The sequence below is a fragment of the Nonomuraea sp. NPDC049725 genome, from assembly GCF_040674795.1.
Taxonomy (GTDB): Bacteria; Actinomycetota; Actinomycetes; order Streptosporangiales; family Streptosporangiaceae; genus Nonomuraea; species Nonomuraea ceibae.
The window spans coordinates 243,480-260,002 of record NZ_JBFANJ010000005.1 but is presented as its reverse complement, the minus strand read 5'-3'; the positions used below and the strand labels follow the sequence as shown (position 1 = coordinate 260,002).

Here is a 16,523-nt window from a genome sequence, read left to right as displayed (position 1 = left end):
GTCGGGCATGCGCATCGGGATGGCACTGAACTACTCGGGCGGTTTCAAGGAGACGGTCGCCGAGCTGGCCGACTACGAGAAGGCCGGGCTCGACATCGTCTTCGTGGCCGAGGCCTACAGTTTCGACGCCGTCAGCCAGATGGGCTACATCGCGGCCAGGACCGAGCGGCTGGAGATCGCCTCCGGCATCCTGCCCATCTACTCGCGCACGCCCACGCTGCTGGCGATGACGGCCGCGGGCATGGACTACGTCTCCGACGGCCGCTTCACGCTCGGCCTGGGCGCCTCCGGCCCGCAGGTCATCGAGGGCTTCCACGGCGTCCCCTACACCGCGCCGCTGGGCCGTACCCGCGAGGTCATCGAGATCTGCCGCCAGGTGTGGCGGCGCGAGCGCGTCCAGTACGACGGCAAGCACTACACGCTGCCGCTGCCCGCCGACCGCGGCACCGGCCTGGGCAAGCCGCTCAAGCTCATCAACCACCCGGTACGCCCCCGCATCCCGATCGTGGTCGCCGCCATCGGCCCCAAGAACGTCGAGCTGACCGCCGAGCTCGCCGAGGGCTGGGAGCCGATCTTCTACATGCCGGAGAAGGCCGCCGACGTGTGGGGCCCCTCGCTGGCCGCCGGGAAGGCCAGGCGCGACCCGGAGCTGGGCGAGCTGGACGTGATCGCGCAGGCGTCGCTGGCGATCGGCGACGACGTGGCCGGGCTGCTGGAGTTCGGCCGCCCGATGGCCGCCCTGTACATCGGCGGCATGGGCGCCAAGGGCAAGAACTTCTACAACGACCTGGCCCGGCGCTACGGCTACGAGAAGGAGGCCGAGCGGATCCAGGACCTCTACCTCGACGGCAAGAAGGACGAGGCGGCGGCGCTGGTGCCGCAGGAGCTGCTGGAGAAGATGTCGCTGATCGGCGACGAGGGCTTCGTGCGCGACCGGGTGGCCGCGATGAAGGAGTCGGGCGTGACGACGCTCAACGTCGCCCCGCTGGGCCGCACGCACGAGGACCGGGTGCGGCTGATCGAGACGATCAAGGAGATCGCCGGCTGAAAGTTTTTCCGACAAGGGGCTCGTTCTTGGAATAAAGGTGAATGAGCCCCTTGTTAGGGACGTCCGTGAGGTTTTCGGTCATCATCGTGCGGCTCGTGGAGCGGCTGCACATCGATCTGTGCCGCGTGCTGGGCTCGCTCTGTCGCTGATCGCGCATTCCCGCGCTCGATCGCCAGACACCCCTTCCCACCTCCGGAGTTCTGTTTTCCGTGAAGAGATTCAGCTTTTCCCTGCAGTTGCTGCTGGGCCTCGTGCTCGGCGTGGCCCTCGGGTTCGTCGCCAGGATTTGGGACGTCGCCTGGCTCGCCGAGACGCTGACCCAGGTCGGCGCGCTCTTCGTCCAGCTCCTCAAGCTCGCGGTGCCGCCGCTGGTGTTCACCGCCGTCCTCGTCAGCGTCGCCAACCTGCGTAACGTCAACGGCGCCGCCCGGCTGGCCTCCAAGACGCTGCTGTGGTTCCTCGTCACCGCCGCCGTCTCCGTGGCCTTCGCCATCGGCCTCGGCCTGCTCGTCAACCCCGGCCGCGGCGTCACCCTCGACACCGGCGCCGCCAAGGCCCCCGAGAACACCGGCTCCTGGCTCGACTTCGTCACCGGCATCGTGCCGACCAACGTCGTCACCGCCTTCACCGAGGTCAACGTCCTGCAGATCGTGTTCCTCGGCGTGGTGGTCGGCGCCGCCGCGCTGGCCGTCGGCGAGAAGGCCGAGCCCCTGCTCAACCTCGGCCGCTCGGTGCTGGAGCTGGTCCAGAAGGCCCTGTGGTGGGTCATCCGGCTCGCCCCCATCGGCACCGCCGGGCTCATCGGCAAGGCCGTCTCCACCTACGGCTGGGACCTGCTCGCCCCGCTCGCCAAGTTCAGCGCCGCCGTCTACATCGGCTGCTTCATCGTGCTGCTGGCCGTCTACCCGACGCTGCTCGCCGTCTGGGGCAAGGTCAGCCCGATCCGCTTCTTCCGCAACGCCTGGCCCGCCATCGAGCTGGCCTTCGTCTCCCGCTCCTCCGTCGGCACCCTGCCGCTGACCCAGCGCGTCACCGTCGAGCGCAACGGCGTCGACGCCGACTACGCCTCCTTCGCCGTGCCGTTCGGCGCCACCACCAAGATGGACGGCTGCGCCTCCGTCTACCCGGCGCTGGCCGCGATCTTCGTGGCCCAGGTGTTCGGCGTGCCGCTCGGGCTGGGGGAGTACCTGCTGATCGCGTTCGTCTCGGTCGTCGGCTCCGCCGCCACCGCCGGGCTCACGGGCGCCATCGTCATGCTCACGCTCACGCTCAGCACGCTGGGCCTGCCGCTGGAGGGCGTCGGGCTGCTGCTGGCCATCGACCCGATCCTGGATATGATCCGCACCGCCACCAACGTGACGGGGCAGATGGTCGTCCCGGTGCTGGTCGCGCGCTCGGAGGGCCGCCTGGACGAGGCCGTCTTCAACGCCCCGTCCCAGCCCCTCACCGGCGGCCCGGCCGCCACGCGCTCGCCGGAGCCGGTCCCGGCCTGACCTGACACCGACGCCCGAGGGCGGGGAGCCACCCGGCTCCCCGCCCTCTTGCTGCCTCCGGACGGCGGATCTTCCCGCGCGCACGGCCGGATGTGCGGCGGGCGGGGGCTGTGGGGCCTATGGTTGGTCCGAAACTGCAGTGGTGAGTTGTGAGTATTGGCGGAGATATGTCCGACGCGACGCCGTCCCTGGTCGCAGGCCGGTACCGGCTTGACGAGCTCATCGGCAGCGGGCCGATGGGAGAGCTGTGGCGCGGCTACGACACCCGCGCCGACTGGACCGTGGCGGTCAAGGTCCTGGGCGCCAGGGCCAAGGGCGCGGCCACCCGCCAGGTGCTGCGCGAGCACGCCCAGGCGGTCGCCCGGGTGATCCACCCGAACGTGGCCATGGTGCTCGACGTAGGCGACCACGAGGGGGCGCCGTTCCTGGTGATGGAGTTCCTCACCGGGCCCAGCCTGGACGAGGAGCTGGCCGCGCGCGGGCCGCTGAAGGTCGTGGAGGTGTGCGACCTGATCGGCCAGGCCGCCGCCGGGCTGGACGCCGCGCACCGGGCCGGCGTGGTGCACGGGCACGTCCGCCCGCACAGCTTCCGGCAGGCGGGCAGCGGGGTGCTGAAGGTCGTCGGGTTCGGCCTGGGCGAGCAGGCGCCCGGCGACGGAGACCCGCACTACCGGGCCCCCGAGGGGGAGGGCGCGCCGCCCGCGGACCTGTACGCGCTCGGCGTGGTCTGCTACGAGCTGCTCACCGGTCAGAAGCCCGCCGGGCAGCCGCCGGGAGCGCTGCGCCAGGGCGTGCCCGCGGAGCTCGACCGGCTGGTGATGTCCCTGCTGTCCGCCGACCCCGGCCGCCGTCCCGCCAGCGGCGAGTCACTGCGCCGGGCGCTGGCCGCCGTCGCCAGGCCGCGCGCCACCGTGCCGCCGCCCACGACCGAGGTGCACGCGCGGCCCCCGCTCCAGGCCCCCGCCCCGCGGGCCGGTGACACGGCCGTCTTCGACGCGGCCGAGCTCGCGCCCCCGCCAGCGGGCGGCGGGGGCGGCGGGGGCGGGAACCGGCGGCTGTACGTCCAGTTCGGCGCCGCCCTGGCCGCGATCGTCGCGATCACCGTCGTGATGATCCTCTGGGGCGCCTCCGGGGACGAGCAGCCGGTCGCCGAGAACACCCCGGCCCCGTCGGTTGCCATGACCAGCACGCCCGACTCCACACCCACCGTCGCCCCCCTCCCCACCACCACCCCCGAGCCCGCCCGCGAGCCCACCTCGCTGCGGGAGACCGACGGGGCGAACCCCAAGGGCACCGTCGGCGTCGGCGTGCCGCCGGGCGGCTGGGAGGGCTACCTCAGGCAGTTCGGCTCCGCGCTGACCGCCCAGATGCGGCTGAACGGCATCGACCCCCACGTCGCCGGCAAGGCCCAGGAGAAGCTCGCCAAGGCCGCCCGCAAGTTCGCCGAGGGGCACGAGGACTCCGGGCGCGACCACGTCCGCGGCGTCCTGCGCGACCTCCTGCGCGCCCAGGAGAAGGGCGACATCGCCAAGGAGGGGCCGCTGCCGGAGTGGCTGAGCGAATGGCGTCTGGAGTAGGCGCCCGAGGTGATGTTCGATACGCGTACATTGGCGAAATGACGGTCAATCATCAGGAGCGGCGGGCCCGGCTCGCGGCGATGCTGCCCGCGCACGAGGTCGAAGCCATGCTGGTCACCTCGGCGGTCAACGTCCGCTACCTCACCGGGCTGGCCAGCTCCAACGCCGCCGTCCTGATCAGGGCGGACGGCTCGGCCCTGCTCGTCACCGACAACCGCTACATCGACAAGACCCACGGCCTCGACGTCGAGGCCGTGGAGGCGTCCGACGTGGCGGGCGAGCTCGCCGCCCCCGGCGTCGGCATCGAGGCCGCCAGCATGAGCGTGGCGACCTACCACCGGCTCGGCGCCGGGCTCGTCCCGCTGGAGCCCCTGGTCGAACGGCTCAGGGCGGTCAAGGACGACGACGAGCTGGAGCTCCTGCGCACCGCCTGCGCCATCACCGACCAGGCGTTCGCCGACATCATCCGCACCATCGGCCCCGGCGTCACCGAACGCGACCTGGCCCGCCTCCTCGACGCCCGGATGATCGAGCTGGGCGCCGACAAGCCCGCCTTCGAGACCATCGTCGCCGCCGGCGAGAACGGCGCCGTCCCCCACCACGCCCCCACCGACAGGGAGCTGCGCTCCGGCGACCTCGTCACCATGGACTTCGGCGCCCTCTACCAGGGCTACCACGCCGACATGACCCGTACGGTCAGCCTCGGCGAGCCCGCCGCCTGGCAGCGGGAGATCTACGAGCTGGTGGCCCAGGCTCAGCGGGCCGGCAGCCTGGCGGTGCTCCCCGGGGCCGAGGCCAAGCAGGTGGACGCCGCCTCACGCGACATCATCAAGGCCGCCGGTCACGGCGACCACTTCCGTCACGGCCTCGGCCACGGCGTCGGCCTGGAGATCCACGAGGAGCCGTTCCTCGGCCCTTCGCGTACCGGTAGACTTGAGGACCGAGTTCCGATCACCGTCGAGCCGGGGGTCTATCTCCCGGGCCGGGGCGGCGTTCGCATCGAGGACACAGTCGTGACACGCGGGGGCGGCGCGGAACTTTTCACCAAGACGACCAAGGAGCTGCTCGTTCTGTAGAGCGGCCGCACGCGGGAGATGACGAGTGGCGACGACCAACGACCTCAAGAACGGCATGGTGCTGAAGCTCGACGGTGGTGAGCTGTGGGCCGTCGTGGAGTTCCAGCACGTCAAGCCGGGCAAGGGCGGCGCGTTCGTGCGCACCAAGCTCAAGAACGTGCTGTCCGGCAAGGTCGTCGACAAGACCTTCAACGCCGGCGTCAAGGTCGACGTGGCCAACGTCGACAAGCGCGAGATGCAGTATTCCTACCGTGACGGCGACGACTTCGTGTTCATGGACACCGAGACCTACGACATGGTCAACGTCTCCAGCCGCACCGTCGGCGACGCCGCCAACTACATGCTGGAGAACACGCTCGCCACGGTGGCCTTCAACGAGGGCTCCGCGCTCTACGTGGACCTGCCCGCCGCCGTCGAGCTGACCGTCGCCGAGACCGAGCCCGGCCTGCAGGGCGACCGCTCCACCGGCGGCACCAAGCCCGCCACCCTGGAGACCGGCGCCGAGATCAAGGTGCCGCTGTTCATCACCACCGGCGAGCGGGTCAAGGTCGACACCCGCAGCGGCGAGTACCTCGGCCGGGCCTGAGGTGTCGGCACGAGGCAAAGCACGCAGGCGCGCCCTCGACATCCTCTTCGAGGCCGAACTGCGCACGGAGGACCCGCTCAAGATCCTCGCCGAGCGGGTGGAGCGGGGCGATCCGCCGGTCAACGAATACACCTCGGCCATCGTCGAGGGCGTCGCCCGGCACCACACCCGCATCGACGAGCTCATCACGACCTACTCCGAGGGCTGGACCCTCGAACGCATGCCCGCCGTCGACCGCAACCTGCTGCGCGGCGGCACGTACGAGCTGCTGTGGATGCCCGACGTCCCCGAGGGCGTCGTCATCAGCGAGTGGGTCCACCTGGCCGGTGAGCTGTCGACGGACGAGTCGCCGCAGTTCATCAACGGGCTGCTGGCCCGCTTCAAGCAGCTCAAGCCCAGCCTGACCCTCTAGCGCGGGGCCGCCCCGGGGCGAGCCCCGGCGAAGACGGCGAAGGCCGCGTCCGGCCCGGAGGCCGGCCGCGGCCCGCGTGACCCGCTGCGCCGATCAGTGGCCGGAGGCCACGGCGTCGATCAGTGGCCGGAGGCCACGGCCCGCTCCTGGGCCAGGCGCTCCTCGCCCGACAGGTCGTTGAGCGGCTTCTCCTTCAGGAACAGCACCGCCACCAGGGCCAGCGCCGTCAGCGGCACCCCGATGAGGAACAGGTCGGCGGTGGCCGTCGCGTACACGTCCTGGATGATCGCCACCACCTGCGGCGGCAGCGTGGAGATGTCCGGGACCGCGCCCTCGCCCCCGCCGCCACCGGCGGCCAGCGGGCCGAGCCGCTCCTTCATCTGCGACGTCACCTGGCTCGCCAGCACCGCGCCCAGCGCGCTGACGCCGATCGTGCCGCCCATGCTGCGGAAGAACGACAGCGCCGAGGTGGTGACGCCCAGGTCGTGCGCGGGGACGTCGTTCTGCGCGGCCAGGACCAGGTTCTGCATGAGCATGCCGACGCCGATGCCGAGCACCGCCATGTAGACGCCGAGCAGCACCGTGCTGGTCTTGCCGTCGATCGTGCTGAGCAGGGCCATCCCGGCGAGCATCGTGACGCCGCCCGCCACCAGGAAGCCCTTCCAGCGGCCCCACTTGGTGATGAGCTGGCCCGCGACGGTCGAGGAGATCAGCAGGCCGAACACCATCGGCAGGCTCATCAGGCCCGCCACGGTCGGCGACTTGCCGAGCGCCACCTGGAAGTACTGCGACAGGAACACGGTGCCGCCGAACATCGCCACACCCACCAGCACGCTCGCCACGGTGGTGAGGGTGACGGTGCGGTTGCGGAACAGGTACAGCGGGATGATCGGCTCAGGCGCCCGCGACTCCACCCAGACGGCCAGCGCCAGGACGATCAGGCCGCCTCCCACGAGGCCCACGGTCCACCAGGAGCCCCAGGCGAACTGGTGGCCGGCCAGCGACGACCAGATGAGCAGCGTGGAGACGCCCACCGTGATGAGCAGCGCGCCCAGGTAGTCGACCTTCACGTCCTTGCGCACCACCGGCAGGTTCAGCGTGCGCTGCAGCAGGATGATGGCCACGATCGTGAACGGCACGCCGAACAGGAAGCACCAGCGCCAGCCGAGCCAGGAGGTGTCGACGAGCACGCCGCCGATCAGCGGCCCGGCGACCGTGCCGATGCCGAACACGGCGCCGAAGATGCCGGCGTAGCGGCCCAGCTCGCGCGGCGGGATCATGGCCGCCATCACGACCATCGACAGGGCCGTCATGCCGCCCGCGCCGATGCCCTGCACGACCCGGCTGACGATGAGGATCTCCACGTTCGGCGTCAGGCCCGCGATGAGCGAGCCGGCGACGAACAGTCCCAGGGAGAGCTGGATGAGCAGCTTCTTGCTGTAGAGGTCGGACATCTTCCCCCAGAGCGGCACCGTGGCCGTCATGGCCAGCAGCTCGGAGGTGACGATCCAGGTGTAGACGGTCTGGGAGCCGTTCAGGTCGGTGATGATGCGGGGCAGGGCGTTGGCCACGACGGTCGAGGCCAGGATGGACACGAACATGCCCACCATCAGCCCTGACAGAGCCTGCAGGACCTTGCGCCGGGATGTGCGCTCGGCGGGCGCGGCCTCGGGTCCGGGCTGCGCGCTGGTCGTTGTCATGTTTCCTCTCAGGCAGGGGCACGCGGCGCCCCGGTCGGGCGCCGCGCGGTCGGGCGATGGTTCAGGGAAGGTCTTGGGAGGGTCTTCGGGACGGGTCAGGGCGTGGACAGGCCGCCGGCCAGCCGGGCGAACGCCTCGTCGAGCAGCACCGTCAGCGTGGGGACCCCGTCACCGGCGCTCCAGCGCATCATCACGGCCCGGAAGGCCGCCATGGAGACGGCCGTCACGAGGTGGGCGTAGCCCTCGTCGCCGGCCCGCTCGGCGAGCAGGCCGGTCAGCACCAGCTCGGTCTCGACGCCGCCGGAGACGAGGTGCGGCAGGAGCGACGGGTTCTGCTCCAGCACCCTCAGCCGGAGCAGCCACCACTCGCGCTGGTCCTGCACCTGCTCGGCCTGCTCGCGCAGCACCAGGTGCAGCGCGTCGAGGGCGGGCACGTCGCCGGGGACGCCGGCCAGCCGCTCCTTGAGCTCGGCGCCGACCATCCGGTTGCGGCCGATGAGGGCGTCTTCCTTGGACGGGAAGTAGTTGAAGAACGTGCGCGAGGAGACATCCACGGCCTCCGCTATGTCCTCCACCGTGACCCCCGCGAGGCCGCGCTCGGCGACCAGCGTCAGGGCGGCGCGCTCCAGTGCCGCGCGGGTCTCGAGCTTCTTGCGGTCCCTCCGGCCGAGCTCGTCGTTGCTGTCCACGGTGGTCACAACGAACAGGGTAGGGAAGAAATTTCAGGATCTGCAATCTTTCATGATGCGAAGTACGGCAGATCACACAAGGTACGCATCCCGTACGGAGAGCCGGTTGGCGCATCCGAGGGAAAGCGCCTGCCGTCCGGGGGCGCGGAGGGCGGCGCGCACGGCGTAGGCTGGGCTGGTCGGTGGAAAGAGGGAGGCTCGACGTTGCGTGCTGAAGGCGTCACGAGGACCCCGGCGGTGCGGACCGCCGTCGTCTGGGACGCGCTACGGGCGGTGCTGGCCGAGCTGGCCGCTGCCACCGGGCGCGAGGCCCTCGACATCGTCGACGCCGGGGGCGGCACCGGAGGGTTCGCCGTGCCGCTGGCCGCGCTGGGCCACACCGTGACCGTCGTCGACCCGAGCCCCGACTCGCTGGCCGCGCTGGAGCGCCGGGCCAAGGAGCGTGACGTGGAGGTGCGCGGCCTGCAGGGCGACGCCGCCGACCTGGGCGACCTGCTCAGCCGCGACAGCGCCGACCTGGTGCTGTCGCACAGCGTGCTCGAGTACGTGGACGACCCGGTCGGCGCGCTGTCGGCGATGGCCGGGCTGCTGCGCGAGGGCGGCGCGGTGAGCGTGCTGGCCGCCAACCCCGTCGCCAGCGCCATCCACCGGGCGCTGGCCGGGCAGTTCGACGAGGCCAGGGCCGTGCTGGCCGACCCGATGGGCAGCTGGGGCGACCGCGACCCCACGCCGCGCCGCTTCACCGGCGAGACCCTGACCGGGCTGCTGACCTCGGCCGGGTTCCGGCCGGGCGCGGTGCACGGGGTGCGCGTCTTCGCCGACCTGGTGCCCAGCCGGCTGGTCGACGGCGAGGCGGGCGCCGCCGAGGCGCTGGCGGCGCTGGAGCAGGCCGCCTCCGCCCACCCGGTGCTGCGCGACATCGCGACCCAGCTGCACGTGCTGGGCCACAAGGCCTCGGCGTAGAACGCCTGTTCGGATAGACTCGGCGGCGTGTCTCGCAAGCAGATCACCGGCATCGGCCCCGCTCCGCGGACCGGGGGCGACGACAGCGGCTGCCCGATCCTGCATGTCGACATGGACGCCTTCTTCGCCAGCGTCGAGCTGCTGGAGCGGCCCGAGCTGCGCGGCCTGCCGGTGATCGTGGGCTCGCCCGCCGGCCGGGGCGTGGTGCTCAGCGCCACCTACGAGGCCAGGGCGCGGGGCGTGCACTCGGCGATGCCGATGAGCCGGGCGCGCCGGCTGTGCCCGCAGGCCACGATCATCCCGCCCAGCCACGGCAAGTACGCCGAGGTCTCCAGGGGCGTGATGGAGATCTTCCACGCGATCACGCCGCTCGTCGAGCCGATCGCCTCCGACGAGGCGTTCCTCGACGTGGCGGGGGCCCGGCGCCGGCTGGGCTCGCCCGCGGAGATCGCGGCCGGGATCAGGGCCGAGGTGCTGGAGCGCTACGGCATCACCTGCTCGGTGGGCGTCGCGGGCAGCAAATTCATTGCCAAACTCGCCTCAAAGCAGTGCAAGCCCGACGGCATGCTCGTGGTGCCGCCCGGCGACGTCGTGGCCTTCCTGCACCCGCTGCCCGTCTCGGCGCTGTGGGGCGTGGGCGAGCGCACCGAGCAGTCGCTCGTGCGCCTCGGCATCCGCACCGTCGGCGACCTGGCCAGAGTGCCGGTGTCCACGCTGCAGCGCGAGCTCGGCCAGGCGGTCGGCGGCCACCTGGCGGCGCTGGCGTGGGGGCGCGACGAGCGGCCGGTGACCGCGCACGTCCCCGACAAGAGCATCGGCAACGAGGAGACCTTCGCCGCGGACGTCGACGACCCCGACGTGATCAGGCGTGAGCTGCTGAGACTGTCCGAACGTGTCGCGGCCAGGATGCGTAAGGCCGGACACGTGGGCAGGACTGTAAGTGTGAAGCTGCGCCGAGCCGACTTCTCCACGATCAGCCGGTCCCGGACTCTCAAGGAGCCGACCGACGTCGCCCAGGAGATTTACGCCACAGCGTGCGAGCTGTTCCAGGCGGCAGGTCTGGAACGGGTGCGGCTGCGCCTCGTGGGGGTCCGGATGGAGGGCCTGCGCCCGGCCGATTCGGCCTCACGCCAGCTCAGCCTGGGTGAGCGGGAGACCGGCTGGCGCGAGGCCGAGCAGGCCATGGACCGGGCCGTACGCAGATTCGGCCCCGATGCGGTGCTCCCGGCTTCGCTTGTCCGGGGCAGACTTGATGAAATGGAGGCGTGAGGAGATGTCACGACTTCCGGGGAGGAGGGCGATATGGCGCAGAATGAAGCCATGACGTCACCTCCGGTTTGGTCTGCGTTGGACGTTTGCTTTCGCCTACGTCTACAGCCTCGTATTCTGGGGATAACCGACCGCGAGGTTCGGACACCCCGTGTCGTCCGTTGCCGTCTTCCCCGTCCAGGGGCCGTCCTTGGGAGGCGCCGTGCCGCTCTCTGAGCACGAGCAGCGCTTGCTCGACCAGATCGAGCAGGCCCTCTACGCCGAGGACCCGAAGTGGGCCAACACCGTAAGGATCAGTGACCCGCGCAGCCATTACAAGCGTCGCCTGATCAAAGCCTCCGTCGGCTTTGCTCTCGGCGTCGTCCTGCTGATGGTCGGCGTTGTGATCAACCTGATCCCGCTCGGCGTCGGCGGTTTCGTGGTCATGCTCGCCGCGTGTCTGTGGGGTCTGTCCAGTTGGAAACGCATGAACGGGTTCGGCGGCGACTCCGCCCCGGCGCCCGGCGCCCCCGCTCCGGGCAAACAGGCCCGCCGGGGAAACCGGGGGACCTTCATGGAACGCATGGAGGAGCGCTGGCGCCGTCGACACGACGAGCGCTGAGCCTCAACAGCCCGTGAAACGGTCGTGCGGCCGCCCCCAGCCAGGGGAGCGGCCGCACGACCGTTTCGTCACGCGCCCTTCTGCGACGCCGTCCGGCGCAGCCTGATGTTCTCCAGCCGGTCGAACCCGTCCAGCACGCCCTCGCCCAGGCCGCGCAGCCGGCGCATCGTCGAGGGCGGCATCAGCACCGCCCGCACCCGCCTGGCCCGCGACACGGTCGCCGCCAGCGCCTGGCGCACCCGGCGCAGATCCTTGCCCATCGGCGCGATCTCGCCCGGCTCCCTGGCGTACAGCACCCGCTCCACCGTCGAGGCGATCGCCGCGATCGACGCCGCCGCCTCCGCGTCGAACTCGTACTGTTCCGTCAGCCGCCGTGCCAGCGCGCGCGGCGTCTCGCTCGCCCCGCGCGCCATCCCGTAGTCGCACAGCGCGTCGTCCAGCTCCGCCCAGGCGGCCGCGACCGCCGGGTGGCGGCTCGCCACCACCCTGGCCGTCACCTCGTCCGACGGCTCGCTCACCTTCCAGCCGAGCGCGCGCACCCGCCTGCTGCGGGTGAACAGCCGCACCGCGGCCGGGACGAGCAGCACCAGCAGGAGCACGCCCGCGCCGATGCCGATCTGCGCGATCAGCGGGGTCGACTCCTCCGGCGGCACCCCGCCGTTGGCCAGCAGCGCCGCCTCACGGTCGAGCTGACGCGGGTTCTGGCGGTTCTGCGGGCCCAGCGCCTCGCTGTCGGGGCTGCCCGACGAGCCCGGCGTCGGCTCCTCGGCGCTGCCCGTCGAGCGGGTCTGCGGGATCGTGTACGCGGGCACCCGGGCGCTGCCCTGCCCCGCCGACCCCGCCGGCGTCGGCTCGAACGGCAGCCAGCCCACGCCCTCGAAGTACAGCTCCGGCCAGGCGTGCGAGTCGTTGGTCGCCACCGTCCACTGGCTGCCGATCTGCGTGCCGCCCGTGTAGCCGATCGCCACCCGCGAGGGGATGCCGACGACCCGCGCCAGCAGCGCCATCGAGGCCGCGAACTGCTCGCAGTAGCCCGCCCGGCTGGCCAGCAGGAAGTCCTGCAGCGCCGAGTTGCTGTGCCCCTGCGTCTCCAGGCTGTAGACGAACCCGCCGGTCCTGGTGAAGAACTGCTGCAGCTTCACCGCCCGCTGGTAGCCCGTCTCGGCGCCCCGGGTCTCCTGGCGGGCCAGCTCCCTGATCTCCTCCGGCAGGTTCTCCGGCAGCTGCAGGTAGCGCGGGTCGGCCGCCTCGCCGCCCGGCGGCAGCGAGTCGAGCACCTCGGAGGTGACCTGCGGCTCGCCCGACAGCACCTGGTACTCGAGCCCGGCCGCCTCGTCGACGGTGGAGAAGACCATCAGCGTGCTGACGTCCGCGCGCCAGTCGCCGTCCACCTGGATCGCCCTCGGCGGGTACGGCAGCGGCAGGAACGACAGCTTGGAGATCTCCTCGCTCATCGTGATCTGCGTGCTGACGTCCGCCACCTTCACCTCACGCCCGAGGCCGGGCGGCGGGGGCAGCGGGCCGTTGCCCGTCCGGTTCTCCGGAGCGCCCTGCGGCTGCGTCATCCCGAACTGCTCGCCGTCGAACGTGTCGAGCGCGTAGATGCGCAGGTAGCGCGGCCTGCTGTCGTTGTTCGTGTAGGTCAGCACGGTGCGCCGCTCCGGCAGCTCCAGCCGCCCCTTCAGGTCCGCGATCGGGTCCGGGATGCTGATCGAGTTGCCCCGCCCGGAGCCGCTGCCGCCCACGCCGAAGGTGAAGAAGGAGACCGGCTCCATCGCGGGCAGCGCCGCCGGCACCACCACCGCCAGCGCGATCGCCGCGAAGCCGATGCGCTTGCCCGACAGGCGCAGCCCGCTGGTGTCGGCCTGCCCGCCCGCCCGCGGCGTCTGCTGGGCCGCGCGGGTCCGGCGCACCAGCACCGCCCGGCCCCAGTGCCCCACCCGCTCGCGCCCGTCGGCGATCAGCAGGCTGGTGAAGCCGAGCGCCGCCAGGATGAACGCCGGCCAGCTGATCGGGTCGGCCAGGATCGTGGCCGGCACCGTGGCCAGCGCCAGCAGCGGCAGCCCCGCCAGCGCCGCCCGCCGCAGCCGGGAGGCGAACAGGTCGACGATGATCGCGATCACGCCCACGCCGCCGGAGGTCAGCAGGGAGATGGGCTCGTTGGCGGGCACCGGCGCGGCGTAGCGCTGGATGTCTGCCCACCCGGTGGTCAGCAGGTCGGCCAGCTCCAGCACCGATTCCTTGGTCGGCACCACCAGCGCCCAGGCCTCCTCGGCGGTGAAGGACACCGTCAGGTACAGGCCCAGCGCGGCCACGCTCACCAGCGCCGCCGCCCACGACGGCAGCGACAGCCGCCCGCTCACCAGGCTCGCCGCCATCACCGCCAGCACCGCGCCCAGCGACGCCCAGAACCAGGAGCCGCCCTCGAAGAGCGGGTAGAGCAGGATCGCCGCGGCGAACGTCGCCACGGCGGACGCCACAGAAAGCCTCATGCCGAACCTCCGCTGAGCACGTACCTACCGCGGCTGCCGGCGTCCTGCCAGACCGAGGCGATCGAGACGCCCGCGGGCAGCCGGACGATCCGCCAGCCGTACCCGGCCAGCACCGTCTGCACGGCGTCGTAGTTCTCCGTCTGCCCGCCGTCCCAGGTGCCCACGTCGAGCAGCACCGCCACCGCGGTGATGCCGCTGTGCCGCAGCCGGGCCAGCTCGCGGGCCTCCTCGGGGTCGAGCGAGCCGAGCACGGCCACGATCAGCCCGTCGCCGCCGCCCTGCCGCAGCGCCGAGACGCCCATCTCCAGCGACCTGGCCGAGCTGCCGCGCACCATCGCCAGCGTGTCCAGCAGCGACCAGCTCAGCCCGGTGTCCGTCAGGTGCTCGGCGCCCTGGTCGGTGACCAGCCGCAGGCCCAGCCCCTCACGCGCCAGGTGCACGCCGATCGAGGCCGCCGCCGAGACCGCCACCTCGAAGGAGGAGCGCGGGCCCTCGCCGCGGTGGGCGAAGCGGCGGGTGTCGAGCAGGAGCGCGCCGCGGCTCTGCCACTGCTGCTCCTCGCGCCGTACCATCAGCTCGCCGTGGCGGGCGGTCGAGCGCCAGTGCACCCGGCGCAGGTCGTCGCCCTGCCGGTACTCGCGCGGCGCGACGTCGTCGTCGCCCGCCGCCGCCACGCTGCGGGTGCGGCTGTCGCCGCCGCCGGTCCACTCGCCCGACAGCCGTACGTGCGGCAGCGCCACCACCTGCGGCGTCACCACCAGCGTGTCGGTGATCGTGAACGCCCGGGTCAGCTCCACCAGGCCGAACGGGTCGGCGATGCGCACCGACAGCGGCCCGATCGGGTAGCGGCCGCGCAGGTCCGAGCGCACCTTGTAGTCGATCTCCCGCACGCCGCGGGCCTCCACCCGGTCCAGCACGAACCGGGGCCGCACGCCCAGCGCGTACGGGACGGTGTCCTCGATCAGCAGCAGCCCGGTCGGCAGCCTGGTCACGTTCTCCAGGCGCAGCGTCACGGTCGCCTCGCCGCCCGCCTCCGCCCTGGCCGGGTCCAGGCGCCTGGCGCAGCTCAGCCGGTAGCGCGTGCGCGCCACCACCAGGGCGGCCAGCAGCGGCAGCGCCGTCACCAGCACGCCGATCCTGAACAGGTCGTCCTCGCCCAGCAGGAACGCCATCACCAGCGCGGCGATCCCCGAGGCCAGGAACGAGCGTCCCCGCGAGGTGAGCGCCCGCAGTCCGGCTCTCACGACGCCCGGGTCTCCGGCACCGGCACGCGCCTGACCAGCTCCGCCACCACCTGCTCCGGCAGCCTGCGCTGGCCCTGCGCCTCCACGCTCGGCAGCAGCCGGTGCGCCAGCACGGGCACGGCCAGCTCCTGGAGGTCGTCCGGGATGACGTAGTCGCGGCCCGACAGCGCCGCGTTCGCCCTGGCCGCGCGGACGAGCTGCAGCGTCGACCGGGGGGAGGCGCCCAGCCGCAGGTCCGGCGAGTGGCGGGTGGCCACGACCAGGTCGATGGCGTACTTCTTGACCGGCTGTGACACGTACACCCCGCGCACGGCCGCGATCAGCGCGCGCACCTCCGCCTCGGTCGCGACCGGCTGCAGCTTGTCCAGCGGGGAGGTGCCGCCGTGCACGTCGAGCATCTCCAGCTCGGCCGTCGGCTCCGGATAGCCCATCGCCACCCTGGCGGTGAACCGGTCGCGCTGCGCCTCCGGCAGGGGATAGGTGCCCTCCATCTCGATCGGGTTCTGCGTCGCGATCACCATGAACGGCGCGTCCAGCTCGTACGTCCTGCCGTCGACGGTGACCTGGCGCTCCTCCATGCACTCCAGCAAGGCCGACTGCGTCTTCGGCGAGGCGCGGTTGATCTCGTCGCCGACCACGATGTTGGCGAACACCGGCCCGGGCTTGAACTCGAACTCCCGGGTCTGCTGGTTGTAAGCGCTCACACCGGTGATGTCGCTGGGCAACAGGTCGGGGGTGAACTGCACCCGGCGCACGGGACAGTCGATGGACCGCGCCAGGGCCTTGGCCAGCATGGTCTTGCCGACTCCCGGGACGTCCTCGATCAACAGGTGGCCCTCGGCGAGCAGGACGGTCAGCGTCAGGCGGACGGCGTCGCTCTTCCCCTCGATCACGGACTCGATGGCCTGCCGGATCCGGTGCGCGGTGGAGACAAGCTCGCCGAGCTGGGGAGGGACGTCATGGGTTACTGCCACCAGGCCTCCATGAGAGGTGCGACGGCCTGCCCCGCCCAAGGGTGCCTTTGCGGGAGACATGCCATTGTTTTCCATTATCTGTACGACCCTACGACTCTGTGGGTTCCGGAGCGACTTTTGCGGATATTCCAGAGAAGCCAGAGGTTGTTCATGTTCATGTCGCATTGCCGTGCGAATGCCGTGACACCGCCCCCCACGCGGCGCGCCACTTTCCCCCACCGCCGCCCCCTCTAGCGGCTCCGCCGGTTATTCGCCGGGCTTTTCCCGCTTCGACACGCCCACGGGCCGCCGTGCGGCCGCGCCCGCCCCCCACCCGACCCCATCGCGCTGACCTGCGATAACGCGTGGAAAACGACGGATGAACCGGGTTCGAATCAGTTGACGGTGGGGAGAAGTGGA

The 16,523-nt window shown here is 71.8% G+C and carries 15 protein-coding genes; 10 read left to right on the top strand and 5 right to left on the bottom strand.

Features of this window, described 5'->3' with window-relative positions; translation table 11 throughout:
* The first annotated feature begins 7 nt into the window (after window positions 1–7).
* The 7 genes from AB0J53_RS15410 (at window position 8) to nusB (ending at window position 6,192) form a co-directional block, all read left to right on the top strand.
* Complete coding sequence (locus AB0J53_RS15410) at window positions 8–1,048, top strand: LLM class F420-dependent oxidoreductase (RefSeq protein ID WP_219507266.1); 1,041 nt, start codon at window positions 8–10, stop codon at window positions 1,046–1,048.
* Between the two features lie 41 nt (window positions 1,049–1,089).
* Entirely contained in the window at window positions 1,090–1,197 is a 108-nt protein-coding gene (locus AB0J53_RS15405) for a putative leader peptide (RefSeq protein ID WP_364172309.1), read from the top strand.
* Between the two features lie 60 nt (window positions 1,198–1,257).
* Complete coding sequence (locus tag AB0J53_RS15400; RefSeq protein WP_308125840.1) at window positions 1,258–2,541, top strand: dicarboxylate/amino acid:cation symporter; 1,284 nt, start codon at window positions 1,258–1,260, stop codon at window positions 2,539–2,541.
* A gap of 167 nt (window positions 2,542–2,708) precedes the next feature.
* A complete protein-coding gene (locus AB0J53_RS15395) occupies window positions 2,709–4,118 on the top strand; it encodes a protein kinase (protein ID WP_364172306.1) in 1,410 nt (469 codons plus the stop codon).
* A 38-nt stretch (window positions 4,119–4,156) separates the two neighbouring features.
* Entirely contained in the window at window positions 4,157–5,194 is a 1,038-nt protein-coding gene (locus AB0J53_RS15390; protein ID WP_364172304.1) for an aminopeptidase P family protein, read from the top strand.
* Between the two features lie 25 nt (window positions 5,195–5,219).
* On the top strand, window positions 5,220–5,780 hold the full coding sequence (gene efp / locus AB0J53_RS15385; protein ID WP_219507269.1) for an elongation factor P: 561 nt from the start codon (window positions 5,220–5,222) through the stop codon (window positions 5,778–5,780).
* Window position 5,781: 1 nt separating this feature from the next.
* Window positions 5,782–6,192: a transcription antitermination factor NusB gene (gene nusB, locus AB0J53_RS15380; RefSeq protein WP_364172302.1), complete on the top strand. Its 411-nt coding sequence runs from the start codon at window positions 5,782–5,784 to the stop codon at window positions 6,190–6,192.
* A 119-nt stretch (window positions 6,193–6,311) separates the two neighbouring features.
* Here the strand turns inward: nusB and AB0J53_RS15375 are convergent, their stop codons facing one another.
* Together AB0J53_RS15375 and AB0J53_RS15370 are read right to left on the bottom strand one after the other, a co-directional pair.
* Window positions 6,312–7,892, bottom strand: coding sequence for an MDR family MFS transporter (locus AB0J53_RS15375; RefSeq protein ID WP_364172300.1), 1,581 nt, complete (start codon window positions 7,890–7,892; stop codon window positions 6,312–6,314).
* Window positions 7,893–7,987: 95 nt separating this feature from the next.
* Complete coding sequence (locus AB0J53_RS15370; RefSeq protein WP_364172298.1) at window positions 7,988–8,590, bottom strand: TetR family transcriptional regulator; 603 nt, start codon at window positions 8,588–8,590, stop codon at window positions 7,988–7,990.
* A 195-nt stretch (window positions 8,591–8,785) separates the two neighbouring features.
* Between AB0J53_RS15370 and AB0J53_RS15365 the strand changes: the two genes are divergently transcribed.
* The 3 genes from AB0J53_RS15365 (at window position 8,786) to AB0J53_RS15355 (ending at window position 11,414) form a co-directional block, all read left to right on the top strand.
* Complete coding sequence (locus AB0J53_RS15365; protein ID WP_219507275.1) at window positions 8,786–9,544, top strand: methyltransferase domain-containing protein; 759 nt, start codon at window positions 8,786–8,788, stop codon at window positions 9,542–9,544.
* 27 nt (window positions 9,545–9,571) lie between these two features.
* On the top strand, window positions 9,572–10,813 hold the full coding sequence (gene dinB, locus AB0J53_RS15360) for a DNA polymerase IV (RefSeq protein WP_364172296.1): 1,242 nt from the start codon (window positions 9,572–9,574) through the stop codon (window positions 10,811–10,813).
* A gap of 202 nt (window positions 10,814–11,015) precedes the next feature.
* Window positions 11,016–11,414, top strand: a complete 399-nt coding sequence (locus tag AB0J53_RS15355) for a DUF3040 domain-containing protein (RefSeq protein ID WP_219507278.1) — start codon at window positions 11,016–11,018, stop codon at window positions 11,412–11,414.
* Between the two features lie 68 nt (window positions 11,415–11,482).
* Here the strand turns inward: AB0J53_RS15355 and AB0J53_RS15350 are convergent, their stop codons facing one another.
* Genes AB0J53_RS15350 through AB0J53_RS15340 form a run of 3 tightly spaced genes read right to left on the bottom strand, consistent with a single transcriptional unit; the run spans window position 11,483 to window position 16,124 of the window.
* On the bottom strand, window positions 11,483–13,906 hold the full coding sequence (locus AB0J53_RS15350) for a DUF3488 and transglutaminase-like domain-containing protein (protein WP_364172293.1): 2,424 nt from the start codon (window positions 13,904–13,906) through the stop codon (window positions 11,483–11,485).
* Complete coding sequence (locus AB0J53_RS15345; RefSeq protein WP_219507281.1) at window positions 13,903–15,150, bottom strand: DUF58 domain-containing protein; 1,248 nt, start codon at window positions 15,148–15,150, stop codon at window positions 13,903–13,905. Before AB0J53_RS15345 ends, AB0J53_RS15350 begins: the two co-directional genes overlap by 4 nt.
* The gene (locus AB0J53_RS15340) at window positions 15,147–16,124 is read right to left on the bottom strand and encodes a MoxR family ATPase (RefSeq protein WP_364172291.1); all 978 of its coding nucleotides are present in this window, start codon (window positions 16,122–16,124) and stop codon (window positions 15,147–15,149) included. Before AB0J53_RS15340 ends, AB0J53_RS15345 begins: the two co-directional genes overlap by 4 nt.
* Window positions 16,125–16,523: the final 399 nt, after the last annotated feature.